The following is a 23,125-nucleotide window of genomic DNA, read 5'->3' on the forward strand; positions in this document are numbered from 1 at the left end:
CGCAGCGTGGCCCACCCGCGTCACCGAGGCACGTGCGGCCGACGCCGACTTCGCCGCCTGCGTGCCCGGCATCCACCTGGAGGGTCCCTACCTCTCCGCGCACGACGGCTACCGGGGCGCCCACGACCCCGATGTCCTGCGGGACCCGGACATCGCCGAGTTCACGGACTGGCAGCGGGCCGCGGACGGCCTGATCAGGATCGTCACCCTGGCTCCCGAACGCGCGGGGGCCGAGGAGTTCACCCGGTACGTGACGCGGCGCGGGGTGACCGCGTCCATCGGGCACTCGGCCGCCTCCGCGGCGGACGTCGAGTCCTTCTGCCGGGCCGGCGGCCGGCTCTCGACCCATCTCGGCAACGGGCTCCCGGCGACCGTCGAGCGCCACGACAACGTGCTCTGGCCGCAGTTGGCGGCGTCCGGACTGTGGGCGACCTTCATCGCCGACGGCCACCACCTGCCGGCTCCGGTGCTCACCGCGCTCCTGCGCGCGAAGGGGCCCGGTCGCAGCGTCCTGGTCAGCGACGCCGTCACGGTCGCCGGCTGCCCGCCCGGCGACTACCGGACCGCGGTCGGCGGGAACGTCACGGTCGAGGACAGCGGCCGGGTCTCGCTGCGGGGAACGCCCTACCTCGCCGGCAGCGGCGCCTCGTTGGCCCAGTGCGTCAGGTGGGCCTGCGCCGGCGCCGGCCTGCCGACCGCCGATGCCGTCGCCATGGCCACCCGGCACCCGGCGGACCTGCTCGGCCTGGCCGACCGGGGCCGCCTGGCGGTCGGTGCGCGCGCCGACCTCGTCCAGTTCGAGCGCGACGGCGACGGCCGGCCCGGCGCGGTCCGCACCACCGTCGCCGGCGGCGTCGTGCGCTACTCGGCCGCCTGAGGTCCGTCGCGTGCATCTCCGCGGCACCGGCCGCGCCGCCCGGCGCGCCACACGACCACCGCCGGCCGCACGTCACCGCGGCCGGACCGCTCGCCGGGGTCACCGCCCGCCGGGGTCACCGCCCGCTGCCGCGTACCGCGTTCCGGCTCCCGACGCCCAACTGCCCTGCCGTCCCTCCGCGTTCGGCGGCGCGATCAGCGACATCGGGCGCCGCGCACCTGGCAGGATGGCCACCGCGGGGCGCAGGGCCGCAGCACGCCTGACGACCTCCGCACACCTGGGAAGAGGGGACATCGTGCACAGCGCCGACCACCGCAGGACCGATCCCGCATCGGGCGAGGAGGGCGCGGGAGTGGTCCTCGACGCCGGTGACGGCAGGACCGTGGTCACCTCGCCCCCGCCCTCCGTCCTCGGCGACGGCCCCGTGAGCGTGGAGTCGCTGCGGCACAACAAGGTGAACGCCGCCGTCTTCGGCATCTGGCGGGTGCGCGGTCCGCGACGATCGGCGGTGGTCAAGGTCGCCCGCCCGCCCGGCATCGAGACGAGCAGGTACTGGCCCACCAGCGGCGACCCCGCGCACTGGAACTACTGGCGGCGCGAGGTGTCGGCCTACGAGTCGGGCCTCGCCGCCACGGCCTACCGCGACGCCGGCATCGTGGCACCGGAGCCGCTGAAGATCCACGCCCGTGCGGACGGCCTCGTCGAGGTGTGGCTCGCGAACGTCGAGGGCAGCGAGGGTTTCGCGTGGTCGGTGCCCCGGATCGCGCGCTTCGCCCGTGAGTTGGGCGCGGGCCAGGCCCGGTGGGCCGGCCGGGTCCCCGAGACCGCCTGGCTGTCGCGGGGATTCCTGGCGCAGTACCTGGCCGAGGGCCCGGCGCTGTCCGTGGACGTGCGGGACGCCGACTGGGACCACCCGAGCGTGCGGGTGTGGCCGGATCGGCTGCGGGCGGGGCTACGGCGGTTGTGGACCGGGCGGGAGCGGGTGCTCGCGGCGGCGCGGTCGGCGCCGCGCACCCTGTGCCACCTCGACCTGTGGCCGGCCAACCTCATCGACGACGCCGGCCGATCGACCCTGCTGGACTGGTCGTTCACCGGGGAGGGCGCGGTCGGTGAGGACCTGGCGAACCTGGTCGTGGACTCCTTCAGCGACGGGCTGATGGACATCGGCCTGCTGCCCGAGGTCGCGCAGGCCGCCACCGACGGCTACCTCGAAGGGCTGCGCGACGGCGGCTGGTCGGGTTCGGACGCCGATCTGCGCGGCGCCGTCGCGGCGTGCGGCGCGGCGAAGTACAGCTGGCTGGGCCCCGCCGTACTCGGCCGAGCCGTCCGCGACGACCTCGGCACGTCCTCCTACAACAGCGACGGGTCGGCCGCGGAGTCGGCCGCGCGCCTGACGCCGCTGCTCACCCTGATCGCCGAGTGGGCGGAGACTGCGGGCAGTTGAGGCCCCACTCGCTCCCCCGCCCCTCCGCCGTGCACGGCCCGCCGCGGGCCGCTTCGGTGGCCGCCACGATGCGGCGGGCGCGATGACCGGCCGACCCGACGGCACCCGGCCGGCGTTCGTCCGCCCTCGTCAGACGGGTGCGCAGATGTCCCGCGCGGTGCGGGCCGCGCGCTGCGCGGTCAGGTCCAGGGCTTCCGCCGAGACGCCGAACAACCCCTGGCGCAGGAAGACCGCGATCCCGTGGGCCGCGGCGGCGACGCGCAGCAGCAGGTCGTAGGCCGCGTCGTCATCGGGGGCGAGTCGTACGGCGGCCGGCATCAGCGCGGCCAGCAGGTCCTCCCCCGCGGCGGCGAGTTCCGGGTGCTCCGCCTTGTCCAGCCCGGTGGAGAAGGTGACGTCGAACAGGGCGCGGTCCTCCGCCGCGAAACGGACGTAGGCGGCCGCGAAGGCCGCCATCTGCTCGACCGGGTCGTCGGTGCGGGCCATCACCCGGGTGAAGCGCTCGCGCTGTTCGCGGTAGCCGCGCTCCGCCAGCACGGCGAGCAGGGCGTCGCGGTCGGCGAAGTGCTTGTAGGGGGCGGCGGCGCTGACCCCGGCGCGGCGGCTGGCCTCGGCCAGGGTGAAGCCGTGGGGCCCGCGCTCGGCGACCAGGACCAGCGCGGCCTCTTCCAGAGCGCGCCGAAGGTCACCGTGGTGCCGGCCGGTGGGCCGCTTGCCAGGGGGAGCCATGGCGGTAAGGTTAACAGCATTCACCAGGTAAAGAGGATTAACCTCGGAGGTGCCCGCCATGCCGTCCCCCGCAGCCCGCTTCCATCACGTCAGCCTCTCGGTGGCCGACCTGCCCGCCCAGGAGCGCTGGTACGGCGCCGCGTTCGGCCTCGACCAGGTCGAGGAGCGCGTCGACCTGCCCTCCGCCGGGGTGCGTACCGCCGTCCTGTCCGACGGCCGCGGCCTGCGCGTGGAACTGATCGAGCGCAGCGGGTCCCGGCCGGTGTCCCACCCCGATCCGATGGCTGCCGCGGCCGATCGGACCTTCGGCCATCTCGCGCTCCAAGTCCCCGACCTCGACGCGGCGTTCGCCCACCTCACCGGGGACTGCGGGGCGCGGACCGTCTCTCCCCCGGCGCCGGGCGCCACCGCGGGCATGCGCTACGCCTACGTCCACGACCCGGAGGACAACCTGCTCGAACTCATCGAGGTCCGGTAAGGCCGCGCGGGGCCGTCGGGGGCGGGTCGGCCGGGTCGCGCAGGGGGCGGATGATGATGTCGCCGCTGCCCTGGTCGGCCAGGGTGAGGGCCTCGGCGTGGTCGCGGGCCGCCTGCTGGAGCGCGTCGACCGCCGCTTTGGCCGCGGTGGCGCCGTCGCCGTGGCCGGTGCGGTAGAGCGTCCGCGTGATCTGGCTGCCGGTGACGGGCAGTCCGGTCACCGTGACCTGGTCGAGCCGCGCGGCGAGATACGCGGGCAGCACCGCCGCTCCGACCTGCCCCGCCAGCATCGCCTTGACGGCGATCACGTGGTCGGCGAGATGCTCGACCGAGGGTGTGACCCCGTGGGCGGCGGCGAAGCGGGCGAAGGCGCGGCCGCGCGCGGAATGGGCCGGGGCGCTGATCCAGGGGCGGCCGGAGAGCTCGGCGGCGGTGGGCATGCCCCAGGCGGCCGGGACGACCAGCCGGTACTCGTCCTCGCTCAGTACCTGCGCGCGCACCGCCGGCGGCAGCGGCAGCGCCGTGTCCCGGTCGTCCACGACGACCAGGACGTCCAACTCGCCCAGCCGCAGCCGCCGCAGGCCCTCCGGCGGGGAGGTCTCGGTGAACCTCGGCTCGACCTGCGGGAACCACCGTTCGAGCAGCCGCAGCGCGGGCACCGCGATCCGGGCGAGCACTCCCGAGGGGGCGCCGATCTCCACCGGGCCCTGCACGAGCCCGCGGTTCGCCGTACCCAACTGCTGTGCGGCGGAGGTGAGTTCGTGGGCGATGCGCTCACCGGCCGCGGCCAGCAGCCGTCCGGCCGCGGTGAGTTCCAGCCGCGGGCCGGAGCGGTCCACCAGGGCGAGGCCGACCTCCCGTTCCAGGCTGGCCAGTTGCTGCGAGACGGCCGACCGGGTGTGCCCGAGGGCCCGCGCCGCGGGGGCGAGCCCGCCGTGGTGCGTGATCGCGTGCAGGACCAGCAGGCGCCTCGGATCGAGGTCCATCCGCGTTCGCCCTCCTCTGGCCCGGTCGCGTTCCTCCGACCCGGCTCCAACTCCGGCGACATCGTGCCATGGCGTCGCGCCCGGCACCAGTTCCGCTGGCGGGGGGTGGAAAGCGTCGCTGTACGAGGGAGCTGCCCCGCGGGCGTACCGGTGCCAGACTTGCCGGCGACCCCAGGGCTCCGGCCGGCAACCGCCCTGGTTCCGCCCGCCCGGAAACGGGTCCCGCCCTGAGGAGGCCGCACATGGCACGTACCTTTCCGCCGCGCCGACGGACATCGGCCGCTGTCGTACTGGCCGTGGCGTGCGCGCCGTTGTCGGCCTGCGGCCCGGCCCACCACGCGGCCGCCGCCCCCGCCGGCTCCACGGCCCGGCCCAGCGCCGCCGCCAGCGCAGGGGGCTCGACGGGCGCGGGCGGCTCAGGCGGTGGCAGCGCCGGTAGCAAGCCCGGCGCCGACACCAGCGCCGGCGGCACCTCGTACGTGCTCACCGCCCCGCGGACCGCGGCCGGCTACCCGCAGGGGCAACCGTCGGCCGACGTCATCAAGCGGGTGAACAGCGACCTCCAGCAGTCCGCCAAGCAACTCGACGTGTCCGGCACGGCGGTGCACGCCTACTACGACGACCGCGCGGACGGCGCGTGGATCTTCTACAGCGGCGTCAACGGCACCGGCTTCGACCCCGGCCATCTGCACGACGCCCTCGACCGGCCCCCGGCCGTCAAGGAGGACGGCGCGGGCGACCGGGTCACCACCAGCGCCGCCGACGCCGACCCCGGACCGCACGGCGGGCGCGCGATCTGCAACACCTACATGATCGAGAACGCGATGCTCGCCACCGCGGCCACCACGTGCTCCTGGTTCACCCCGACCACGGCCGCCGCCGTCACCCTCGTCATCAAGGGGGACGGCACCAACACCAAGATCGGCTTCACCGCGGCCGACGTCGCCCCCGTCATGCGCGCCATCCGCGCGGCCGTGGAGAAACCCCGGCCCTGACCCGGCGGGTGCGCGGTGATCGAGCCGGCCGGCCAGGAGTGCCGCCGACGACCAAGCGGCGCCCGCCAGTTGTCAGGGGCTGCCCGTGTCAGAGGCCGCCCGTGTCAGGGGCCGCCCGTGTCCGTGGCTGCCCGTGTCCGTCTGTGTCAGTGGCCGAAGTCGAGGCTGTCCCCCGGCGCCGGCTTCAGTCCCAGATCCGCGGGCCCGATGCGCGTCGGCTCTGCGGTGCTGAGGCCGGCGGGTCCGCCGCGCAGCACCCGCACCGCGTCGTCGGCCGCGCTCGCGTACGACGTGCCGATCGCGAGTTCGGCCGCGCCGTCGCCGTTCAGGTCCTGGATCGCCAGCGTGGGCCGCGTCGAGAGGCCGGGCACGCTCATCGCGTTCTCGACGGTCAGGCCCTTCGGTCCGCCGCGCAGCACCAGCGCCACCATCGTGCCGTCCTTGGCCGGGACGGCGAGCGCGACGTCGGCGTAGCCGTCGCCGTTCACGTCACCCGTCGCCGGCGCGTACCCGAAGTCGCAGCGCGAGGAGTCCGGTGCACCGGGCAGCCCTGGTGTCTTCGCGCTGATCGCGGTGGGCTTCAGGCCGGTGCTCTGTCCGCTCTGTCCGCCGTATGCGACCATCAGCCGGCTGCCGCCCTCAGGCGTGGTCTCGTCGCCGATGCTCTCGCAGGTGAGGCCGACGATCACATCGGCGTAGCCGTCGTGGTTCACGTCGGACGTGAGGGTGGACGCGCCGTACAGGTCCTTGCCGTTCGCGTCCTTGAGGCGCGGGCCCTTCTTCAACACGCCGTCGGCCGCCCCGAGGTACACGACGGTGGCGCGGGGGGTCGGGGCCTCGTCCGCGAACACGTGCGACCAGGTGACCACCACATCGTCCTTGCCGTCGCCGTTCACGTCGCCGATCGCGGTGGGCCGGGCGGTGTAGTACGACGGGTTGTCGGGGGTGAGGTCGAGTGTCGTGGTGCGGGCGGGTTTGCCCGCGCGGGTGAACGGGCCGAAGCGGATCGTCACCTGGCGGTCCGTGCCGCCGGTGGTGCCGCCGGTCGTGACGAGGTCCGCGTGACCGTCGCCGTCGAAGTCGCCGACGAGCGGTGCGGCGCCGGTCAGCTCGACCGCTCCGGAGAGTTCCTTCCTTCCGCCCCAGACCACGAAGACCGTACTGCCGCCGGCCTGCGTGATGAGGTCGCTGCGGCCGTCGCCGTCGAGGTCGGCCGTGACCGTGTCTCTGCCGAACCCGCCGCCGGTGCCCGCCTTGCCCAGGCCGAGGCTGTCCTGCGTGATCACCTGGTGGCGCCGGACGTCGGGGCCGGCCGCCGAGCCGTAGACCACGGCCACGTAGCCGGCGGCGTACTTGCCGTTGACCGTGGCGGAGGTGTCGGTGAGGACGAGGTCGGCGTGGCCGTCGCCGTCGAAGTCGGGGTGGAGTCCGGTGGTGGCCGTGGCGGAGGGCGGGGCCGTGACGGCCGTGGTGGCCGTGCCGGTCGGGGACTCGCTCGGTGGGGCGGCGGAGCCGGGCCCGCCACCGGGAGCGCCGCAGGCCGCTGCCGCGGTCAGGGCCAGAACGGCGAGAAGTCGCTTCCGCATGCGGGTTGGACCCGGGCCGGCCCCGAAGGGTTGTGCGGGCGGCCCGGATCAGCCTGGTCGCTACCCGCGCGTCGCGATGAGTTCCGCGGCGTGCGGCAGTCGTACTGTCGAACCCGCTACCTAGGAGGAACCCCGATGCGCAAGGTGACCTATTCGATGGGCGTCTCGCTCGACGGCTACATCGTGGGGCCGGACGGCGACCTCGACTGGGGGGCGCCCGACGGGGAGCTCTTCCGCTTCGTCACCGACGAGTTGCGGGGTATCGGCGTCCACCTGATGGGGCGGCGGCTGTACGAGACGATGCTGTACTGGGAGACCGCCGACCAGGACCCGTCGCTCGACGACTCCATGCTGGAGTGGGCCCGGCTCTGGAAGCCGCTCCCGAAGGTGGTGTTCTCCACCACGCTGTCGGAGGTGCAGGGCAACGCCCGCCTGGCCTCCGGAAGCGTGGCCGAGGAGATCGCGAGGCTGCGGGCCGAGCCGGGGGAAGGCGAGATCGCGATCGGCGGTGCGGCCCTCGCGGCGCAGGCGGCCGCGGCGGGTCTGATCGACGAGTACCGGCCCCGGGTGCACCCGGTGCTGATCGGCGGCGGCACTCCCTACTTCTCCCGGCACGAGCACCGGGTGGACCTCGAACTCCTGGAGACCCGCACGTTCGGCTCGCGCGTCGTCTGCTTCCGCTACCGCGTTCCGCGCTGAGGGCGCTGCCGCGTATCCAGGCGCGGCTCCCCCGTATCCAGACGCGGCTCCCCCGTATCCGGGCGCGGCTGCCGTTGTCGTCCTGGCCGGCGGAGCACCGGCCCCGTACGGCTGTCCGGGCCTGCGTGGAGACAGGTGATGACGCCGGAGTGGACGGCACCGACCAGCCACCCGATCGGCACCACGGCGCGTCCACGGCCGGTGGGACATCCGTGCAGAACGACCATCACCGTGTAGAGGAAGAAGCAGGGACAGGTGAGATGGACGTACCGGGTGATGGCCTCCCGGGTGGCCGGGTCCTGGGTGAACGCCTCGGCGATCGGGCCGGCGGCGGCGACCACCGCGAGCGGGAGCGCGAAGGTGGCGCCCAGCGCGGCGAGCAGCGAGCGGCGCAGCCCCTCGCGCACCCGGGCGTGCAGGCCCGCGGCCCGGTTGCGCGACGAACGTCGTCGGTGCGGACCACAGGTCCAGGAACGCCGTCGCGGTGAACGTCCAGAGCTGCCGATGGCGGGTGCGATGATCTTGCAGTGCCTCGGGGGATCTCGGCGCCGGAGCCGTCCTGGTCAGCCCCGTTCACCGGGCTGAGCCCGCGAGCTTTCGGGAAGCTGCTCGCCCAACTGGGACGCGAGGGGGCCGGACCGGCACGACCGGACAGGCCCCGGTCCCGGCCGCTGGAGGGCCGGGTGCTGCTCGTCGCCGCATACTGGCGCACCCACCGGACTCTACGACAACTCGCCCCGCTGTTCGGGGTGTTGAAGTCGCCGGCGGATCGGATCGTGGACCACACGGGGCCGCTCCTGGCACCGAACCAGCGGCCCGTCACAGCACTGTGCCCATCGTGGACGGGACGCCGGTGCCGGACCGCGACCATCAGGTGGCGGAACAGTCGAAGCATCACCGCTGCTCAACCAAGCACCGGGTGGTCATCGACGCCGACGAGTACGACGCCGAAGTGGCCCGCGCCGAGGCAGATCACGGTGGTGCTTCCCGGCTTGACCTCGCGTCGTGGGCGACAGGTCCGTTTTCCCCCCGGCGACCGGGTCGTCGGGCCGGGTGTGCCGCTGCCCGATACGCGGTGAGCGCGGATCGAGCCGTTGTTGCCGGACCGCGCGCCGAAGAGGGGTGGCCGTCACCGCGTCCGCCGGCGACCGTGACGTGAACGGCCGCCAGTTGTCGGCAGCGGCCGGGGAGTCGCCCGCTCGGGTGGAAGGATGGCGGGTCATGAGGTCGCGGATGCCGTTCGGGGACGAGTTGCGGGCTTCGCTGGGCTCGCCCGGGAGAGTACGGCGGCTGGGCAGCAGTCCGCGCTCGCGTGTGTGGCGGGTGGAGCTGCCCGGGGCGACCGCGGTGGTGAAGCAGATCGTCGGCGGTGCCGACGCCGAGGAGCGGTACGCCCGCGAGGTGGCCGCGCTGCGGCTCGCCGCCCGGGCCGAGCCGCCCGTGGTGCCCGCGCTGCTCGGCATCGATCCCGGCGAGCGGGTGCTGGTTCTGGAACATCTGGACCACCGGCACCCGTCCGGCGACTGGATCGTCGGCTACGCGGCGGCCCTGGCCCGGCTGCACGCCGCCGCCGGCCCCGAGGACGCCGGGGTGCTCCCCCGCTGGTCGGGCCCGGGCGCGGCCGACGTCGCCTCCTTCCTCGGGCTGGCCGAGGCGCTGGAAGCGGCCGTCCCGCCGGGGGTGTCCGGCGAGCTCGACGACCTCGTGCGGCGGCTCGGCCGGGCCTCGGGGCACGCCCTCCTCCACGGGGACCCATGTCCCGGCAACGACCTGCACACCGCCGACGGGATCAGGTTCGTCGACTTCGAACAGGCGTCGACGGGCAGCGGAGTGGTGGAACTCGCCTACCTGCGCGTCGGCTTCCCGACGTGCTGGTGTGTCACCGCGGCGTCCGCCGAGCTGCTGGAGCGGGCCGAGCTCGCCTACCGTACGGCGTGGCGCACCGCGACCGGCACGGAACCGGACGGCGACCTCACCGACGCGTGCGCCGGCTGGCTGCTGCGGGGCGACGCGCTGGTCGAGCGGGCCCGGCGCGGCGCCGCCGACCACCTGGCCCTGATCCCGGACCAGGACTGGACGTGGGGCACCGCGACCGCCCGGCAACGGCTCGTCCACCGGCTCGGTGTCGTCGGCGCGCTGACCGCCGAGCGCGCCGACCTCAGCGGGCTGAGCAGGCTCAGCACGGAGATGCGCCGCCGCATGCTCGCCCGCTGGCCCGCCCTCGCTCCGATCCCGACCCGCCGCCCGTAGGAACCGGGCCCGTAGCCGCCGGCGGTCAGCCGCAAAGGGTTCGACACCCGCGCCAGCGCGGACGGGCGTCGCTCGATGTCTCGCCTGACGCGTCACCCGGCACCTTGTCCGGTGGCCCCTTCTCCGGTGGCACCTTGGCCGGCAGCGCGTCAACGGCCGTGCTCCCGGGTCAGCGGGCCTCGACCGGTCCCTGGGTGTCGAGCCGGTAGTCGGCGGTGCGGCTCGGGGCGTGGGGCGCGCTGATGTGCATCACCGTGTAGCCGCCGTCGAGCAGGCCGCTGACGGTCACCGTGGCCGCGTAGGGGACTTCGGTGCCGCTCGCGCAGTCCGGTACGCAGCCCACGGCCAGGTACTTCCCCGTGGCGCTGGCGGTCGGCCGACCCCAGTCCGACCAGACCAGGCTGCCCAGGCTGATCTTGCCGTCGCCGCACGCGAGGGTGAACGTCGTGGGCGAGGTGACCGGTTGCCCTCCGCAGCCGTGCAGCACCACCGGCGTGGCGGCAGGTCGCGTCGTGGCGGCCACGGTGCGCGGCGCCGTTGCCGGATGCGGTGCCCCGCCGTCGGAGGAGGAACCCGAACCGCCGCAGCCCGACACCGAAGCCAGGGCCACTCCCGCGGCGCCAAGGATGAACGTACGTCGACGCCACCCCTCGGTCATACGCATCATCCGCGCCCATCCCCCGTTGCGATCGCCGATACGGCGCCGAGCGAGAACCAGCCCTCAGGATACGTATTCGGGGCCGCCCGACGTGGCCGCCCTGCCCTGGCGCGGGGCCGGGGCCGGGGCCGAAGCCGAAGCCGAAGCCGAGGCCGTCGATGTGACGTGCGGCACCGTCCGGGTGCTTCGGGTCGGGCATGCGCGATCATGACCGGATGAAGGCGAGTTTCCTCGGTATCCCCGATCTGGTCGAAGTCCCGTCCGTGGCGGTCGTGGTCGACGTCATGCGCGCGTTCACGGTGGCCGCGTGGGCCTTCGCCCGGGGGGCGGAGAAGATCGTTCTCGCCGGGTCGCTGGACGAGGCCCAGGCGCTCAAGGCCCGCCACCCGGACTGGGCGGCGCTCAAGGACGGTCCGCCTGCGCCCGGCTTCGACCTGGTCAACTCGCCGGGCCTGCTGCGCTCCGTCGACCTGGGCGGACGGACCGTCGTGCAGAAGACCACCGCGGGAACGGTCGGCGCCCTCGCGGTCAAGGAGGCGTCGCTGGTGCTGTGCGCCGGGTTCGTGGTGGCGGAGGCGACGGCTCGGCTGCTGCGGGCCCGCGGCTGCGACAGCGTCACCTTCGTGGTCACCGGTGAGGACGGGCGCGCCGACGAGGACCTGGCGTGCGCCCAGTACATCGCCCGGCGGGCGACCGGGGCGGCGACGGACGCGGCCGCGTTCCTGCGCCGCGCCGCCGAGTCGCGCGCCGCCGCCGAACTGGCCGCGGGCGTACGTCAGGGCGTCCATCCCGATGACGTGGCCCTCTGCGTCGAGCTCGACCGGTTCCCCTTCGCCATGGCCGCGACCTCGGAGGACTCGCTGACGGTCCTGCGTCCCCTCCCCGTCCCCGTCCCTTCGCCCACGGACGCGGCCTCGACCTGACCCATCCGCTCGTCAGGGCATGTCGCCCTCCCAGTGCCAACTGCCCTCGCTGCCCGGCCGCGGCCCGTAGTACGCCCGCCCGCCCGGCCCGAACGCGCCGATCTCCGTGGGCAGCGCGACACCGCCGGACCGCTCCGTGTCCGCCAACCCGGTCAGGTCGAACAGCAGCCCGTCCAGCGGGCCGCCCACCAGCTCCACGTACCGACGCCCCGGCCGCGGCCCGGGATCGGGGTCCTCGTGATCGGCGCCGTACACCCGCCGCTGCATCCACCGCGCATCCATACCCACCACCTTCCCACCCACCACCGACAACCCCCGGCCCCCAGCCCGGCCCCGGCGCCCGTCCCGGAGGAACACCGTCGCCGGGTGGAAGCATGAGGGCGACTCACCTTCCGGCGGAGGAGCGCGCATACCCGCAACGGTCGAACTCACGGCCGTCACCGTCGACTGCCAGGCCCCGGGCCCGATCGCGGCCTTCCACACCGGGCTGCGGCCGGCGCCTCCGGGGAACCGGGGACGGTAGTCTCGGGTCATGCCCGGGATGTCGGTGGCGCGTTTCTACGACGAGTTGGCCGATGACTACCACCTGATCTACTCGGACTGGGACGCGAGCATCCGTCGGCAGGGTGCGGCTCTGGACGCCCTGATCGGCCGGGCGGGTGCGGACGTGCTCGACTGTGCGTGCGGGATCGGCACGCAGGCGATCGGGTTGGCCCTGCGCGGGCACCGCGTGACCGGGACGGATATCAGCCCTCGCGCCGCCGCCCGCGCGGCACGGGAGGCCGCGCGCCGGAGCCTGCGGCTGCGCACGGCCGCCGCCGACATGCGGCATCTTCCCTTTGCTGACGGCCGGTTCGACGCCGTCGTCTGCGCCGACAACTCGCTGCCTCACCTGTTGACCGGGCAGGAGGTGCGCGCCGCCCTGGCCGAGATGCGCCGCGTGCTGCGTCCCGGCGGCCTGCTGCTGGTCAGCACGCGCCCGTACGACGAGCTGGTGCGCGAGCGCCCGGCTTCGACTCCCCCGCAGGTCCACCGGATCGCCGAGGGCGACGGCAGCGGCGAGGAGCGGGCCGTCACCTTCCAGCTCTGGCACTGGCACGACGACGGCGAGCGCTACGACTTGGAGCACTTCCAGCTCGTTCCGGCGGGCGGCGAGTGGCGTGTCGAGGTTCGGCGGACCACCTACTGGGCGCTCCCCCGGAACCGGTTGGCCGGCTTCGCTGCCGAGGCGGGGTTCGTCGACGCCGGGTGGCGGTTGCCGCCGCAGGCCGGCTTCTTCCAGCCCCTGCTGGTGGCCCGCGCCGGCGAGTAGGCGGTCCGCCGGGAGCGGGCAGCACGCCGGAAGAGGGCAGTACGCCGCCGGCAGCGAGCCCGCGGCGGTCAACCGGCCGCGGACCGGGGCCCGTTCCATGAACCTCCGGAATCGGACGGCGGCTCAGGGCAGGTGCGTGCGCGCCCGCGTCCAGGTGACAAGCCGGTCCCTGACCGGTCCCGGCGGCAGGAAGTCCACCAGCCGGTCCAGGTGGGCGGTCATGTTCTTGTGCCGTCTCAGCTCATCGATCTGCCCGACCGGGAGGTCACGCCACCGCGCGGCAAGCGCGACGGCCCGGTCGGGGTCGAGCGTGAGCGCCGCCAGCGTGTCGGCGGCGAGGACCGCGGGCTGCCAGTCCGGGTCGGTGTCAGGGCCGAGGTGATCGATGACCCAGGTGCGCAGCGCGAAGTTCTGCCGGGTCTTCCGGGCCCGGCTCCACGAACTGTCGCCGGGGAGGCGTGCGTTGGCGTGCAAGGACAGCTTGGCCCAGCGCAGCCGGGCCCTCCGTGGCTCACCGGATCGGTAGACGTGGGCCTGGGCGACGACCCTGATCCGCTCCAGCTCGTGGCCTTGCCGCGTGGCCGTGAGGGCTTCGAGGCGGCCGACCGTCCAGGTACTGAGGTCCCGGACCGGCCGGTCCGGATCTGCGTCGCTGCTCAACGGTCCCCCGCTTCGGACGGCATCGAGGCCGGGAACCACCGTAGCCCTGTCGAAGATCCGCCGAGCGAACGCGGGGCCGGGGCGGCGGAGTTACCGGCCGGGCTTGTGGGCGAACACCCAGCGGTTGCCCTCCAGCGCGTCGTTCTGCTCGGGCAGCGGGCCGCGGCCGTGCTGGCGGGTGAAGTCGAAGGGGGTGCGGACCGTGGTGGACCAGCCCTTGGCCGCCAGGGCACCCGCGGAGTCGGGTCGCGCCTGGCGGTCGAACAAGGTGAGCAGGTCGATGCCGATCTGCTGACGCGTCGAGAGGTAGATCGGGCTGTCACGGTAGGCCAGCAGGTCCTTCTCCAGTTTGACCTCGAACGCCAGGGCGCTTCCCCCCGTGGTCAGTTGGTCCACCGTGTCGATCAGGTACGTCTCGGCGGCGTGGGGCAGGTAGAAGAGCACGCCCTCGGCCAGCCAGACGCTGGGGGCGGCCGGGTCGAAGCCCGCGTCGGTGAGCGCGGTGACCCAGTCGTCGCGCAGGTCGATCGGGATCGGGACGCGCGTCGCCTTCGGGGCGGCCGACAGTCCGGCGAGGACCTGGTGCTTGAACGCCAGGACGCCGTCCCGGTCGATCTCGTAGACCACGCAGTCGGCCGGCCACTTGAGCCGGAACGCCCGGGTGTCCAACCCCGCACCGAGCAGGACCACTTGGCGGGCGCCGACGGTGTGCACCGTTCGGTGCACGAAGTCGTCGAGGACTCTGGTCCGCAGCCCGAAGTAGCGTGCGAACCGCCCCCACAGCGGGTTCGCGTCCCCGTCCCGAACCTGCTCGATACGCATCGGCCACTCCGCGCAGGCCGGCGCGGCCCGCACGAAGTGCTCCGCGTAGACGTCCTGGGCCAGGCTGTCCGGGCGGTGGGTCTCGATCGCGCGCGCCGCGGCGACCATGAGAGCGGTGAGGCCGACGCCTCCTTCCACGTCCTCCACCCCGGCGTCCTGCCGCGCTGTGCTGACCATGTGTGTGCTCCCTTGGTGTGAGTGAGAGTCCGGCGGACCCGCATGCCGGATGGTGGGCCGGCCACGGCGGCACGGCAGTACGGCACTTCGGCAGCACGGGAGTTCGGTACCTGGTCACCCGAACGTCGCGCCGCGGCAAGCAATGTGATAGGTCGTCAGATATACTGCGGCGCGCCCCCGCTACCCCCGCCCCTCCGGGATCAGCACGGGCTTGACCACCCGCCCGGCGTCGCAGTCGCGTTCGGCCTCGTTGATCGCGCGAAGCGGATACGTACGGATCAGCTCGTCGAACGGGAACCGCCCGGCCCGCCACAACCCGACCAACCGCGGAATCAGCAGCCCCGGCACCGCGTCCCCCTCGCAGATGTGGGAGATCCGCCGGCCCCGGTCCAACGCCCCCACCTCCAGCGGCAGCGCGGTGTGCAGCCGCGCCACCAGCCCGAGGTGCCCGGTGGGGCGCAGCGCCCCCAGCGCGTGGTTGATCAGTCGGGCCGAGCCGGTGGTGTCGAGTGCGAACCGGGCCCCGCCGTCGGTCAGTTTGCGGATGCGGCCGGGCAGGTCGTCCACCTCGGCGTGGACCGGGACGGCGCCCAGCCGCTCCGCCAAGGCCAGCCGTTCGGGGTACCGGTCGACGGCCACGGCCACCGCCCCGGCGGCGGTGGCCGCCATCACTGCCGCCAGGCCCACCGCTCCCGCACCGAAGACCGCGACGCTCTCGCCCGGGCCCGCGCCGAAGGAGTGGAAGACCGCGCCGGCGCCGGTGAGGAACCCGCAGCCGAGCGGCCCGAGCAGCTCGATGGGCAGAGACGGATCGACCCGGACGGCGTTGCGGGCCGGGACCATCGCGTACTCGGCGAACGACGACTGCCCGAACCACCGGGGCGCCAACTCGCCCCCGGCCGCGTCCGTGAACCGTTCCGCGTTCTCCTTGCGCCCGCCGAAGAGGTTGAGCGCGGCGAAGGAGTCGCAGTACGCGGGGGCCGCGCCCTGGCAGTTCCGGCAGCGTCCGCAGGAGTCGAAGCTCAGTACGACGTGGTCGCCGGCGTTCAGGCCGGTGTCGGGACCGCCCGTCTCCAGCACCACCCCGGCCCCCTCGTGGCCGAGCACGGCCGGCAGCGGTGAGCGGCCCGCCGAACGCCGCACCGCGAGATCGGTCCGGCACATCCCGCAGCCCGCGACCCGTACCAGGACCTCGCCGTCGGCCGGCCCCGCGGCCAGGACCACCTCCTCCACGGTGAACGGGCTCTCGTACGAGCGCAGGACCGCCGCGTCGAACCTCAACGCCACGCCTACACCTCCAACGGGCGGTGCACGACGAACGGTTGGAGGTTCCCGTACAGCCCCCACGGCCCGCCCGCGACGCCGACCCCGCTGTCCTTGGTGCCCGCGAAGGGCTGGGCGAGGGAGAGTTCGGCGTGGTGGTTGATCCAGACCGTCCCGCACTCCAGCCGCTCGGCCACCGCCTCGGCCCGGTCGAGGTCGGTCCCCCACACCGAGCCGCCCAGCCCGTAGCCGGTGGCGTTGGCCGCCGCGACGGCGTCGGCGAGGTGGTCGTAGGGCAGCACCGGCAGCAGCGGGCCGAACTGCTCCTCCAGCACCACCGGGCTGCCCGGCGGGACATCGGCCAGCACCGTCGGGGCGAAGAAGTAGCCGGGCCGGTCCAGCCGGTGGCCGCCGGCCACGGCCCGGGCGCCGTCCGCCAGGGCGCGGGCCAGGTAGCCCTCCACCCGGGCCAGTTGGGGCGCGTTGTTCACCGGTCCCAGTTGCGTGCCCGGGTCGAGCCCGGGGCCGACGACGACGGACTTCGCACGCTGTGCGAGCGCCTCGACGACCTGGGGGTAGAGCCGGGCCGGGGCGTAGACGCGTTTGACCGCCATGCAGACCTGGCCGCAGTTGCGGAACGCCGCCCAGAACAGCCGGTCGGCGATCCGTTCGACGTCCACGTCGTCCAGCAGGATGGCGGCGTCGTTGCCGCCCAGTTCCAGGGTGACCCGGGCGAGCGAGGGCGCCGCGCCGGTCGCGACGGCCCGCCCGGTGGGAATCGAGCCGGTGAAGGTCACATGGCGGATGCCCGGGTGGGAGGCGAGGCGGGCGCCCAAGGGTTCGTGGCCGGTGACGACCGTCAGGACGTCCTCGGGCAGGACGGCCGAGACGACCGCGCCCAGCAGCCGGGTGGCCAGGGGCGTGAACGGGGACGGCTTGAGCACCACCGTGTTGCCCGCGGCCAGCGCGGGTGCGAACTTCGCCGACGCGAGCTGGAGCGGGAAGTTCCACGGGACGATCGCGGCGACCGGCCCGAGCGGACGCCAGCGGACTTCGCTGCGCACCGGGCGGCCGTCGGTGATCGGCAGCCGCCCGGGGTCCAGTTCGGCGAAGTAGCGCAGCCGGGCCGCCGCGCGGGCGATCTCGGCGTACGACTCGGCCAGCGGCTTGCCCTGTTCGCGGGTCAGCAGCGGGGCGAGGTCGGCGCCGGCCGCCTCGACCGCGTCGGCCGCCGCGAGCAGCGCGCCGGCCCTGGCCGCGGGGTCGCGCCGCCAGCCGGGCCAGGCCGCGTGCGCCCGGTCGACGGCGGCGTCCAGTGCGTCCGGCCGCTGGTCGGGGGCCTCGTCGAACGCCTCGCCCGTAGCGGGGTCGACGACCGCGAAGCGCTCACCTCGGCCCTCCGGCGCGCGAAGGGGCTGGTATGTCGGCATGCCGGCGGTCAGCTCGCGGCGGCGACAGTGGCGACGGTGCCGTGCTCCCGGGCGTGCCGGTCCATCTCCGCCCGGAACGCGGCCACCAGATGCGGCTGAATCCTGCCGGTGTTGCGGTCGCCGCCCTCGCAGACCGCCCCGCGCACGCCCACGATGTCCGTGCCGATCCGGGTCAGCGCGCCGAGGTCCGCGACCTTGACGCTGCCCGCGAGGGCCGCGAGCAGACCGGCGTCGTGCGCCCGCCGGACGAACTCCCCGCAGACGTCCGGCGGAACGTGGTCGAACAGCCCGCTCCCGTCCTTGATCGCGGTGTCGAGCATGGCCGCGTCGGAGCCGGAGCGGTGCGCGATGTCCGGCAGCGCGAGCGGGTTGACGCAGCCGATCCGGTGCGCGTCGGCGTAACCGGAGGCCACCACGAACGCGTCCGGCCGGTGGTCCTTCACCGCGCGGACGACTCCGCGCATCACCTCGACGGCCTGTGCGGGCGTCGTGCATCCGTAGAGGCCGACCTTGATGTACGACGCCCCGGACACCACCGCGCCGAGCGCCGCCTGGGCCACCGTGCCGGGCTTGTACGGCACGTCGCCCACGGTCGCGGAGACGGGCTTGTCCGCCGGGACCGCGCCGCGGATCTCCCGGATCACCCACGGGTAGTTCGCGCCGAGCGATCCCTCGTCGGGCTTCTTGACGTCGACGATGTCGAGGTGCTCGGCCGCCTTCGCGCAGTCGAGTGCCTCCTCGACGCTGTCCGGGGAGATGAGAAGCAACACCGTGGACTCCTTCTTCCTCGCATGGTCCACCTGCCACACGGCAGTGACGCTGAGCCGCCCGGATCACGTGCGGTCTGCTCATCATTACGGCGGCTCCCGGCCCCCGGCAGAGCGCGCGGAACCCGTACGGGTCACTGCCCGCACCGCCCCGCGCCCTCCAACGCGCCGTCCACGCCGGTCCGAACGGGCGGCGCGCAAACGGCGCTTGGCGACCGGCCCGCGGTCCGCGGCTCGCGGCTCGCGGCTCGCGGTCCCCTGCTCGCGGTCCCCGGCCCGCGCGGGTCAGTCCTTCGGGGTCGAGCGGGGCAGGCGGATCGCCGAGACGAGGAAGAAGATCCCGCCGAGCGCCGCGTAGCCGGCGAGGCTGGTCAGCGAGGGGTCGTCCTTCGAGGCGCTCGCGACGAACGACGCACCGGCCAGCACGGAGATGCCGCCACTGGCGATCATGGCCCACTGGCCGCCCATCGCCCGGCGCGCGACACCCACCAGGAGCTGGACCAGGCCGGAGACGATCGCCCAGGCGCCCCACACGCGCAGCACGTCGGCGACGCCGGAGGCGGTGGCGACCGCGACGCCGACGGCGGCGAGCGAACTGACGGCCATGTTGGCGTACAGGCCCTTGACCGGCCCGGCCTCATGGGCCGAGCGGGCGTCGACGACGGCCGCGACCACGTCGAAGGCGGGGTAGACGAACAGCAGCAGCTTCGCCCCGGCGGTGAGGTCGGAGCCGTACGCCAGAAGGAGCGCCGCCCACGCGGCGGCGAAGACGAAGCGGATGACGTACAGCCGGCGCAGCGCGGGCGTGGCGCCGAGGTGCTGGGCGGCGGAGGCGGCGGATGCCATGGGGTTCTCCAGTGAGTGGGAGGGGCACGGGGAGCGTTCGCCGAGCCTCCCCGCAGTGGTAGAGCGAACGTTCTCTCTATCGAGACGCAGCTTGGCACACCCTCGGCGGCGAACACAAGAGAGAACGTTCTACCTCAGCCCAAGAGAGACCGTTCTACCTGCTACGATGGGCAATATGACGCAGACGGAAACCGGCACCGGCACCGGCCGGAGAGTCTCCGAGGCCCGGGAGCGGCTGCTGAGGACCGCCGGGCAGCTCTTCTACGCGGAGGGCATCCACACGGTCGGGGTCGACCGGCTGGTCGCCGAGGCCAAGGTCACCAACGCCACCTTCTACCGGCACTTCCGCAGCAAGGAGGACCTGGCGGTCGCCTACATCGGAAGCGTCGACCAGGCGATCCGCGCCCAGATCGGCTCCCTGACGGCCGCGGACCTGCCGACCGACGACATCCTGCGGGGCATAGGCGCGTCCCTGGTCGAGCAGATCCGCGCGCCCGGCTACCGCGGCTGCGCGTTCCTCAACGCGGCAGCGGAGTTCCCCGCCCCCGACCACCCGGTGCACCAGGCCGTCGTGCAGCACCGCGAGTGGTTCCTGCAGACGATCACCGGGCTGTTCGCCGAGACCTCCGACGCTCCCGCCGAGCACGCCGGCCGGCACTTCGTCATGCTCCGCGACGGTGCGATGAGCGCCGGCTATCTCGGCGACCCGGTCCTGGCCGGTGAGACCCTGATGCGCGGCATCGCCGGACTGCTGCGGGTGCACACCGGCCGCGCTCGCGACGGCGCCGCCGCCCCCGCGCCCGCGCCCGGCCCCGGCCGGGAACCGTCGGCGGCCACGGCCCTCTCCGGCATCGACTGCGCGCCGCCCGGCCCGTAGCCGGTCGCCGGAACGGTCAGGCGCCCGCGCCGAGCAACTTCCCCAACTCGCCGGCCGAGTCCTCGGTCAGGCGGTAGAAGCCCTGGAGGCTGATCGAGCGTTCGAGGCGGCCGTCGGCCACGTACTTCAGAACGCGGGTCCGGCCGCGCCGATTGCGCCAGGTCAGCCGCTCCAGGAGGTCTCCCGGGACGGCGAGGTCGAAACGTACGGGTGTCGCCTCTACGTGTATCGCCGCCGCACCGCAGCCGTGGGCGCCCAGCATCGCCCAGTCGTCATGTCCGGGGAACGCGGGTTCGTTCCACGCGGCCGGCGCCACCCCGCAGCACTCGCGCCGCTCCAGGTCGACCACGCGCATCCGGCTCACCACGTGCACGACACACCGGTTGACGTGCAGCGCGTACACCTCGTCCCCGGGGCCCGCGCCCGACCAGGCGGGCAGGGACGTGTGCACGCCCCCGAACGCGACCGGCGGCCGCTCCCCCACCCGCCCCGCGCGACGCAACGCGCGGCAGGTGTCGTGGGTCCACAAAACGGTGAAGGCATCAGGCATACCGCCGATGCTACGAACCACCACCGACAGCGCCGCTTCCCCGCAAGTCGGGCCCGGGCAGAACCCGGTTGGCCGGAGCGGGCCCGTCCCGCCACGGTGCGGCACATGGGGTGGAGACCATGGCGCCGCGACGGCCGCGCCACGACCACGAGGTCCGGCCCGCGCTCCCCGCGGCGCGGCCTGACTGGTCGAGCCGCTCGTTCCGCCTTGCCGATCGATCGAGAGGTCGGTGCGCCCCGCGGGCGCGCGGCGCGTCGACCCGGCTCAGTGCAGTTGGCCGAACCAGCGGACGATGGCGGCCGTGCCTGCGACATTGGAGCCCAGGTGCCGGGACCCCTCGTAGTCCGGGCTGCCGAGATCGACGACTGGTGCGTGCGCGCCGTGTGATCGCAGGGCGGCCTCGCAATGACCGGTGTTGGCATTCGCCGCCTGCTCGTCCGCGTCGGCGTCGTACAGGCGGACCGGGACGCGCGGCTTCCAGTCGCACGTGTTGTCAGCCACCCGCAGCGCTGCGGCCAGTTGGCCGGTCGGGTGGCGCAGCATGTCGAGGCCGTGTGGGGTGAGCAGCGGGCCGAGGGTGTCGGGTGTGCCGGCGAGAAGCTGCTGCCCGGTGTGCGCACCGTCGAACAGTGCCTCGATGGTGCTGTCGTACGGAGCTTGGAAGACTTCGTCCGGCGAGTCGTACAGGTGGTGCAGCCGATTCCACGCGACGAGAAGATAGGCGGTGTACAAGACGCTGGATTTCGCGTCGAGGGAGCCGGCGAGCAGTGCCGGCAGTTCGGCGTGCTGGAAGTCGTACGCGCCGCTGATCGGGGCGACGGCTTCGAGCCGGAACCATCGATCGCCACCGGCTTGGAGGGTCCGCGCGAGTGCCATGGCCGCCGAGGCTCCCTGGGAGAACCCGGTGACCAGCACGTCGTGTCCGAGAACCCGGCCGGTGCGTGGCACGAAAGCGCGGGCTGCCCGCAGCATGTCCAACGAGGCGGTCGTCTCGGAGGGCACGTCCATCCAGGGGTGGGGTCCGGGACCGGCGCCGAGGCCGAGGTAGTCCGGGGCGACAGCGGCAAACCCGGCGGACGCGTAGGTGACGGCGGGTGCGGACACGAATCCGACCTCGGTCACCGAGGACGGTGCATCGGACCGGTAGCTGGCCGTGCCGTGGTCGAACGAGACGGTCCGCAAGGCGTGTTCGCGGCTACGGGGGAGCACCAGCAGGCCGCTGGCGGTGGTGGGCCGGCCCTCGGGGTCCACGGTGCGATACACGAGCTGGTAGGCGTCCACCCCGAACCGGATCGTGCCCGTGTCGAATCCGGCAGCGGCCACTGCCGCGGCGACGTCCTGCTTCGTCGCCAGTGTGCTCACCTGCCGAGCGGACACCAACTGGCCGCGATCGCTCGGGGCCGTTCCAGCCGCCGACGCGGTACCGGACGTCAGCGTGGTAGCGGCTGACACCAGCCCGAGCAGGACTGCCACGGCCCTGACCTGACGGAACGCGGAGCGCGAACCGCCTTTCGCATCAACGGATTTCATGTCGCAGACGCTAGTGACGACCGCTCTCGCCCACTGCCCGGCCAGCAGGTGTGTCCGTCCTGGGGCCAGCCCCACCACGCCACCGAGGTCCAGCCTCGCGCCGCCCCCGGCCGACACGCTCGACGGCGCTCCACCGCCCGGCCTCCTCGATCACGTTCCGTCCACAACCACGACTCAGACCTTGACGTCGCCGACCTGCGATGCCAGCATCACGGTAATCCAATGTTTACGTAAACAGGAGCGATTCCGCACCGTCCATGGTTACGTAAACATTCCCTCGCCGCGAGCCCGCGGCGAGGTTGTGACGCCGAGCGAAGGGATGAGCCATGGCGGTCCTCTCGCCCCCATCGGCCGCGGGTCGGCCCGCCACCGGGCGGGGGCGCGGCGGCAGGGGGCGCGTCGGTAGGCGGCGACTGGCCGGGTGGGGCTTCGTCGCCCCGTTCCTGGCGGTCTTCGTCCTCGTGTTCCTGGCCCCGATCGTCTACTCGATCCATCTGAGCCTGTTCCGGGACCAGTTGATCGGCGGCAACCACTTCGTCGGCCTCGACAACTACCGGCAGGCGTTCCAGGACCACGAGTTCTGGTCCGGCCTGGGCCGGGTCGGGCTCTTCCTGGTGGTCCAGGTGCCGATCATGCTCGGCATCGCCCTGCTGGTCGCCCTGGCGCTGGACAGCGGGCGGCTGTACGGGCGCGACTTCTTCCGGATCTCGATCTTCCTGCCGTACGCGGTGCCCGCGGTGGTCGCCACCTTGATGTGGGGCTTCATGTACGGCAAGCAGTTCGGCCTGGTCGCGAGCGTCAACGAGCACCTGCACACGTCGATCCCCGACCCGCTCGCCCCCGGCTGGGTACTGGCGAGCATCGGCAACATCGTCACCTGGGAGTTCGTCGGCTACAACATGCTGATCTTCTACGCCGCGCTGCGGGTCGTCCCGGAGTCGCTGTACGAGGCGGCCGAGATCGACGGCGCCGGCCAGTGGCGGGTCATCCGGTCGATCAAGATCCCGGCGATCCGCGGCGCGCTGGTCATCGCCACGATCTTCTCGGTCATCGGCAGCTTCCAGCTGTTCAACGAGCCGAGCATCCTCAAGAGCCTCGCGCCCAACGCCATCACCACGTACTTCACCCCGAACCTGTACACCTTCTCGCTGTCCTTCTCCGGCCAGCAGCACAACTACGCCGCGACGGTCGCGATCGTCATGGGAGTCGTCACGATGATCGTCGCCTACGTCGTCCAACTGCGCGGCATGCGAAAGGAGGCGTGAGC

General features: G+C 73.6%; 24 protein-coding genes and 1 pseudogene. 11 read left to right on the forward strand and 14 right to left on the reverse strand.

Translation table 11 applies throughout. The features are described 5' to 3' along the window. The first annotated feature begins 61 nt into the window (after positions 1–61). Both AB0399_RS29340 and AB0399_RS29345 read left to right on the forward strand, forming a co-directional pair. On the forward strand, positions 62–877 hold the full coding sequence (locus AB0399_RS29340) for an amidohydrolase family protein (protein ID WP_366413406.1): 816 nt from the start codon (positions 62–64) through the stop codon (positions 875–877). 295 nt (positions 878–1,172) lie between these two features. After that, positions 1,173–2,321, forward strand: coding sequence for an aminoglycoside phosphotransferase (locus AB0399_RS29345; protein WP_366413407.1), 1,149 nt, complete (start codon positions 1,173–1,175; stop codon positions 2,319–2,321). A 129-nt stretch (positions 2,322–2,450) separates the two neighbouring features. On the opposite strand, the gene AB0399_RS29350 is transcribed toward AB0399_RS29345, so the two are convergent. Next, positions 2,451–3,050 (reverse strand): TetR/AcrR family transcriptional regulator, encoded by a 600-nt coding sequence (locus AB0399_RS29350; RefSeq protein ID WP_366413408.1) that lies wholly within the window; start codon positions 3,048–3,050, stop codon positions 2,451–2,453. A 58-nt stretch (positions 3,051–3,108) separates the two neighbouring features. On the opposite strand from AB0399_RS29350, the gene AB0399_RS29355 reads away from it, so the two are divergent. Further along, positions 3,109–3,528: a VOC family protein gene (locus AB0399_RS29355; protein WP_329373488.1), complete on the forward strand. Its 420-nt coding sequence runs from the start codon at positions 3,109–3,111 to the stop codon at positions 3,526–3,528. Here AB0399_RS29355 and AB0399_RS29360 read toward each other — a convergent pair. Next, positions 3,512–4,513: a LysR family transcriptional regulator gene (locus AB0399_RS29360; RefSeq protein ID WP_366413409.1), complete on the reverse strand. Its 1,002-nt coding sequence runs from the start codon at positions 4,511–4,513 to the stop codon at positions 3,512–3,514. The genes AB0399_RS29355 and AB0399_RS29360 overlap by 17 nt on opposite strands. Before the next feature lie 242 nt (positions 4,514–4,755). Between AB0399_RS29360 and AB0399_RS29365 the strand changes: the two genes are divergently transcribed. Continuing rightward, positions 4,756–5,508 (forward strand): hypothetical protein, encoded by a 753-nt coding sequence (locus AB0399_RS29365; protein WP_366413410.1) that lies wholly within the window; start codon positions 4,756–4,758, stop codon positions 5,506–5,508. 146 nt (positions 5,509–5,654) lie between these two features. Here the strand turns inward: AB0399_RS29365 and AB0399_RS29370 are convergent, their stop codons facing one another. Further along, positions 5,655–7,094, reverse strand: a complete 1,440-nt coding sequence (locus AB0399_RS29370) for an FG-GAP and VCBS repeat-containing protein (protein WP_366413411.1) — start codon at positions 7,092–7,094, stop codon at positions 5,655–5,657. A gap of 135 nt (positions 7,095–7,229) precedes the next feature. On the opposite strand from AB0399_RS29370, the gene AB0399_RS29375 reads away from it, so the two are divergent. After that, positions 7,230–7,793: a dihydrofolate reductase family protein gene (locus tag AB0399_RS29375; protein WP_366413412.1), complete on the forward strand. Its 564-nt coding sequence runs from the start codon at positions 7,230–7,232 to the stop codon at positions 7,791–7,793. On the opposite strand, the gene AB0399_RS29380 is transcribed toward AB0399_RS29375, so the two are convergent. After that, positions 7,775–8,314 carry an MATE family efflux transporter gene (locus tag AB0399_RS29380; RefSeq protein WP_366413424.1) on the reverse strand — a complete coding sequence of 180 codons (540 nt, stop codon included), beginning with the start codon at positions 8,312–8,314 and terminating at the stop codon, positions 7,775–7,777. The genes AB0399_RS29375 and AB0399_RS29380 overlap by 19 nt on opposite strands. A gap of 6 nt (positions 8,315–8,320) precedes the next feature. Here AB0399_RS29380 and AB0399_RS29385 point away from each other — a divergent pair. Both AB0399_RS29385 and AB0399_RS29390 read left to right on the forward strand, forming a co-directional pair. Beyond that, positions 8,321–8,730: pseudogene (locus AB0399_RS29385) on the forward strand (transposase family protein); the annotation flags it as partial. 284 nt (positions 8,731–9,014) lie between these two features. Continuing rightward, complete coding sequence (locus AB0399_RS29390) at positions 9,015–10,043, forward strand: aminoglycoside phosphotransferase family protein (protein ID WP_366413413.1); 1,029 nt, start codon at positions 9,015–9,017, stop codon at positions 10,041–10,043. Positions 10,044–10,212: 169 nt separating this feature from the next. Here AB0399_RS29390 and AB0399_RS29395 read toward each other — a convergent pair whose 3' ends face one another. Then, positions 10,213–10,566, reverse strand: a complete 354-nt coding sequence (locus tag AB0399_RS29395; protein WP_329373477.1) for a hypothetical protein — start codon at positions 10,564–10,566, stop codon at positions 10,213–10,215. A gap of 350 nt (positions 10,567–10,916) precedes the next feature. Here AB0399_RS29395 and AB0399_RS29400 point away from each other — a divergent pair, with 350 nt between their 5' ends. Beyond that, the gene (locus AB0399_RS29400; RefSeq protein WP_366413414.1) at positions 10,917–11,624 is read left to right on the forward strand and encodes a 2-phosphosulfolactate phosphatase; all 708 of its coding nucleotides are present in this window, start codon (positions 10,917–10,919) and stop codon (positions 11,622–11,624) included. Between the two features lie 12 nt (positions 11,625–11,636). Here the strand turns inward: AB0399_RS29400 and AB0399_RS29405 are convergent, their stop codons facing one another. Next, the gene (locus AB0399_RS29405; RefSeq protein ID WP_366413415.1) at positions 11,637–11,906 is read right to left on the reverse strand and encodes a hypothetical protein; all 270 of its coding nucleotides are present in this window, start codon (positions 11,904–11,906) and stop codon (positions 11,637–11,639) included. Positions 11,907–12,156: 250 nt separating this feature from the next. On the opposite strand from AB0399_RS29405, the gene AB0399_RS29410 reads away from it, so the two are divergent. Then, complete coding sequence (locus AB0399_RS29410) at positions 12,157–12,936, forward strand: class I SAM-dependent methyltransferase (protein ID WP_366413416.1); 780 nt, start codon at positions 12,157–12,159, stop codon at positions 12,934–12,936. A gap of 123 nt (positions 12,937–13,059) precedes the next feature. Here AB0399_RS29410 and AB0399_RS29415 read toward each other — a convergent pair whose 3' ends face one another. The 6 genes from AB0399_RS29415 to AB0399_RS29440 all read right to left on the reverse strand — a co-directional run bounded on the left by AB0399_RS29415 (position 13,060) and on the right by AB0399_RS29440 (position 18,901). After that, positions 13,060–13,596 (reverse strand): hypothetical protein, encoded by a 537-nt coding sequence (locus AB0399_RS29415; RefSeq protein ID WP_366413417.1) that lies wholly within the window; start codon positions 13,594–13,596, stop codon positions 13,060–13,062. Positions 13,597–13,686: 90 nt separating this feature from the next. Then, positions 13,687–14,595, reverse strand: coding sequence for a class I SAM-dependent methyltransferase (locus AB0399_RS29420; RefSeq protein WP_329373466.1), 909 nt, complete (start codon positions 14,593–14,595; stop codon positions 13,687–13,689). A gap of 180 nt (positions 14,596–14,775) precedes the next feature. Further along, positions 14,776–15,876 (reverse strand): NAD(P)-dependent alcohol dehydrogenase, encoded by a 1,101-nt coding sequence (locus tag AB0399_RS29425; protein WP_366413425.1) that lies wholly within the window; start codon positions 15,874–15,876, stop codon positions 14,776–14,778. A gap of 8 nt (positions 15,877–15,884) precedes the next feature. Next, positions 15,885–17,288 (reverse strand): aldehyde dehydrogenase family protein, encoded by a 1,404-nt coding sequence (locus tag AB0399_RS29430; protein WP_366413418.1) that lies wholly within the window; start codon positions 17,286–17,288, stop codon positions 15,885–15,887. 8 nt (positions 17,289–17,296) lie between these two features. Further along, complete coding sequence (locus AB0399_RS29435; protein WP_328459473.1) at positions 17,297–18,058, reverse strand: (5-formylfuran-3-yl)methyl phosphate synthase; 762 nt, start codon at positions 18,056–18,058, stop codon at positions 17,297–17,299. 282 nt (positions 18,059–18,340) lie between these two features. Next, entirely contained in the window at positions 18,341–18,901 is a 561-nt protein-coding gene (locus AB0399_RS29440; RefSeq protein ID WP_329373461.1) for a hypothetical protein, read from the reverse strand. Between the two features lie 175 nt (positions 18,902–19,076). On the opposite strand from AB0399_RS29440, the gene AB0399_RS29445 reads away from it, so the two are divergent. Continuing rightward, positions 19,077–19,778, forward strand: a complete 702-nt coding sequence (locus AB0399_RS29445; RefSeq protein ID WP_329373459.1) for a TetR/AcrR family transcriptional regulator — start codon at positions 19,077–19,079, stop codon at positions 19,776–19,778. Between the two features lie 16 nt (positions 19,779–19,794). Here AB0399_RS29445 and AB0399_RS29450 read toward each other — a convergent pair whose 3' ends face one another. Continuing rightward, positions 19,795–20,328: a hypothetical protein gene (locus AB0399_RS29450; RefSeq protein WP_366413419.1), complete on the reverse strand. Its 534-nt coding sequence runs from the start codon at positions 20,326–20,328 to the stop codon at positions 19,795–19,797. 264 nt (positions 20,329–20,592) lie between these two features. Further along, on the reverse strand, positions 20,593–21,690 hold the full coding sequence (locus tag AB0399_RS29455; RefSeq protein WP_366413420.1) for a lipase: 1,098 nt from the start codon (positions 21,688–21,690) through the stop codon (positions 20,593–20,595). Positions 21,691–22,184: 494 nt separating this feature from the next. On the opposite strand from AB0399_RS29455, the gene AB0399_RS29460 reads away from it, so the two are divergent. Further along, on the forward strand, positions 22,185–23,123 hold the full coding sequence (locus AB0399_RS29460) for a sugar ABC transporter permease (protein WP_328459507.1): 939 nt from the start codon (positions 22,185–22,187) through the stop codon (positions 23,121–23,123). Positions 23,124–23,125 lie beyond the last annotated feature (2 nt).

It is taken from the genome of Streptomyces sp. NPDC088194, from assembly GCF_040702025.1.
Taxonomy (GTDB): Bacteria; Actinomycetota; Actinomycetes; order Streptomycetales; family Streptomycetaceae; genus Actinacidiphila.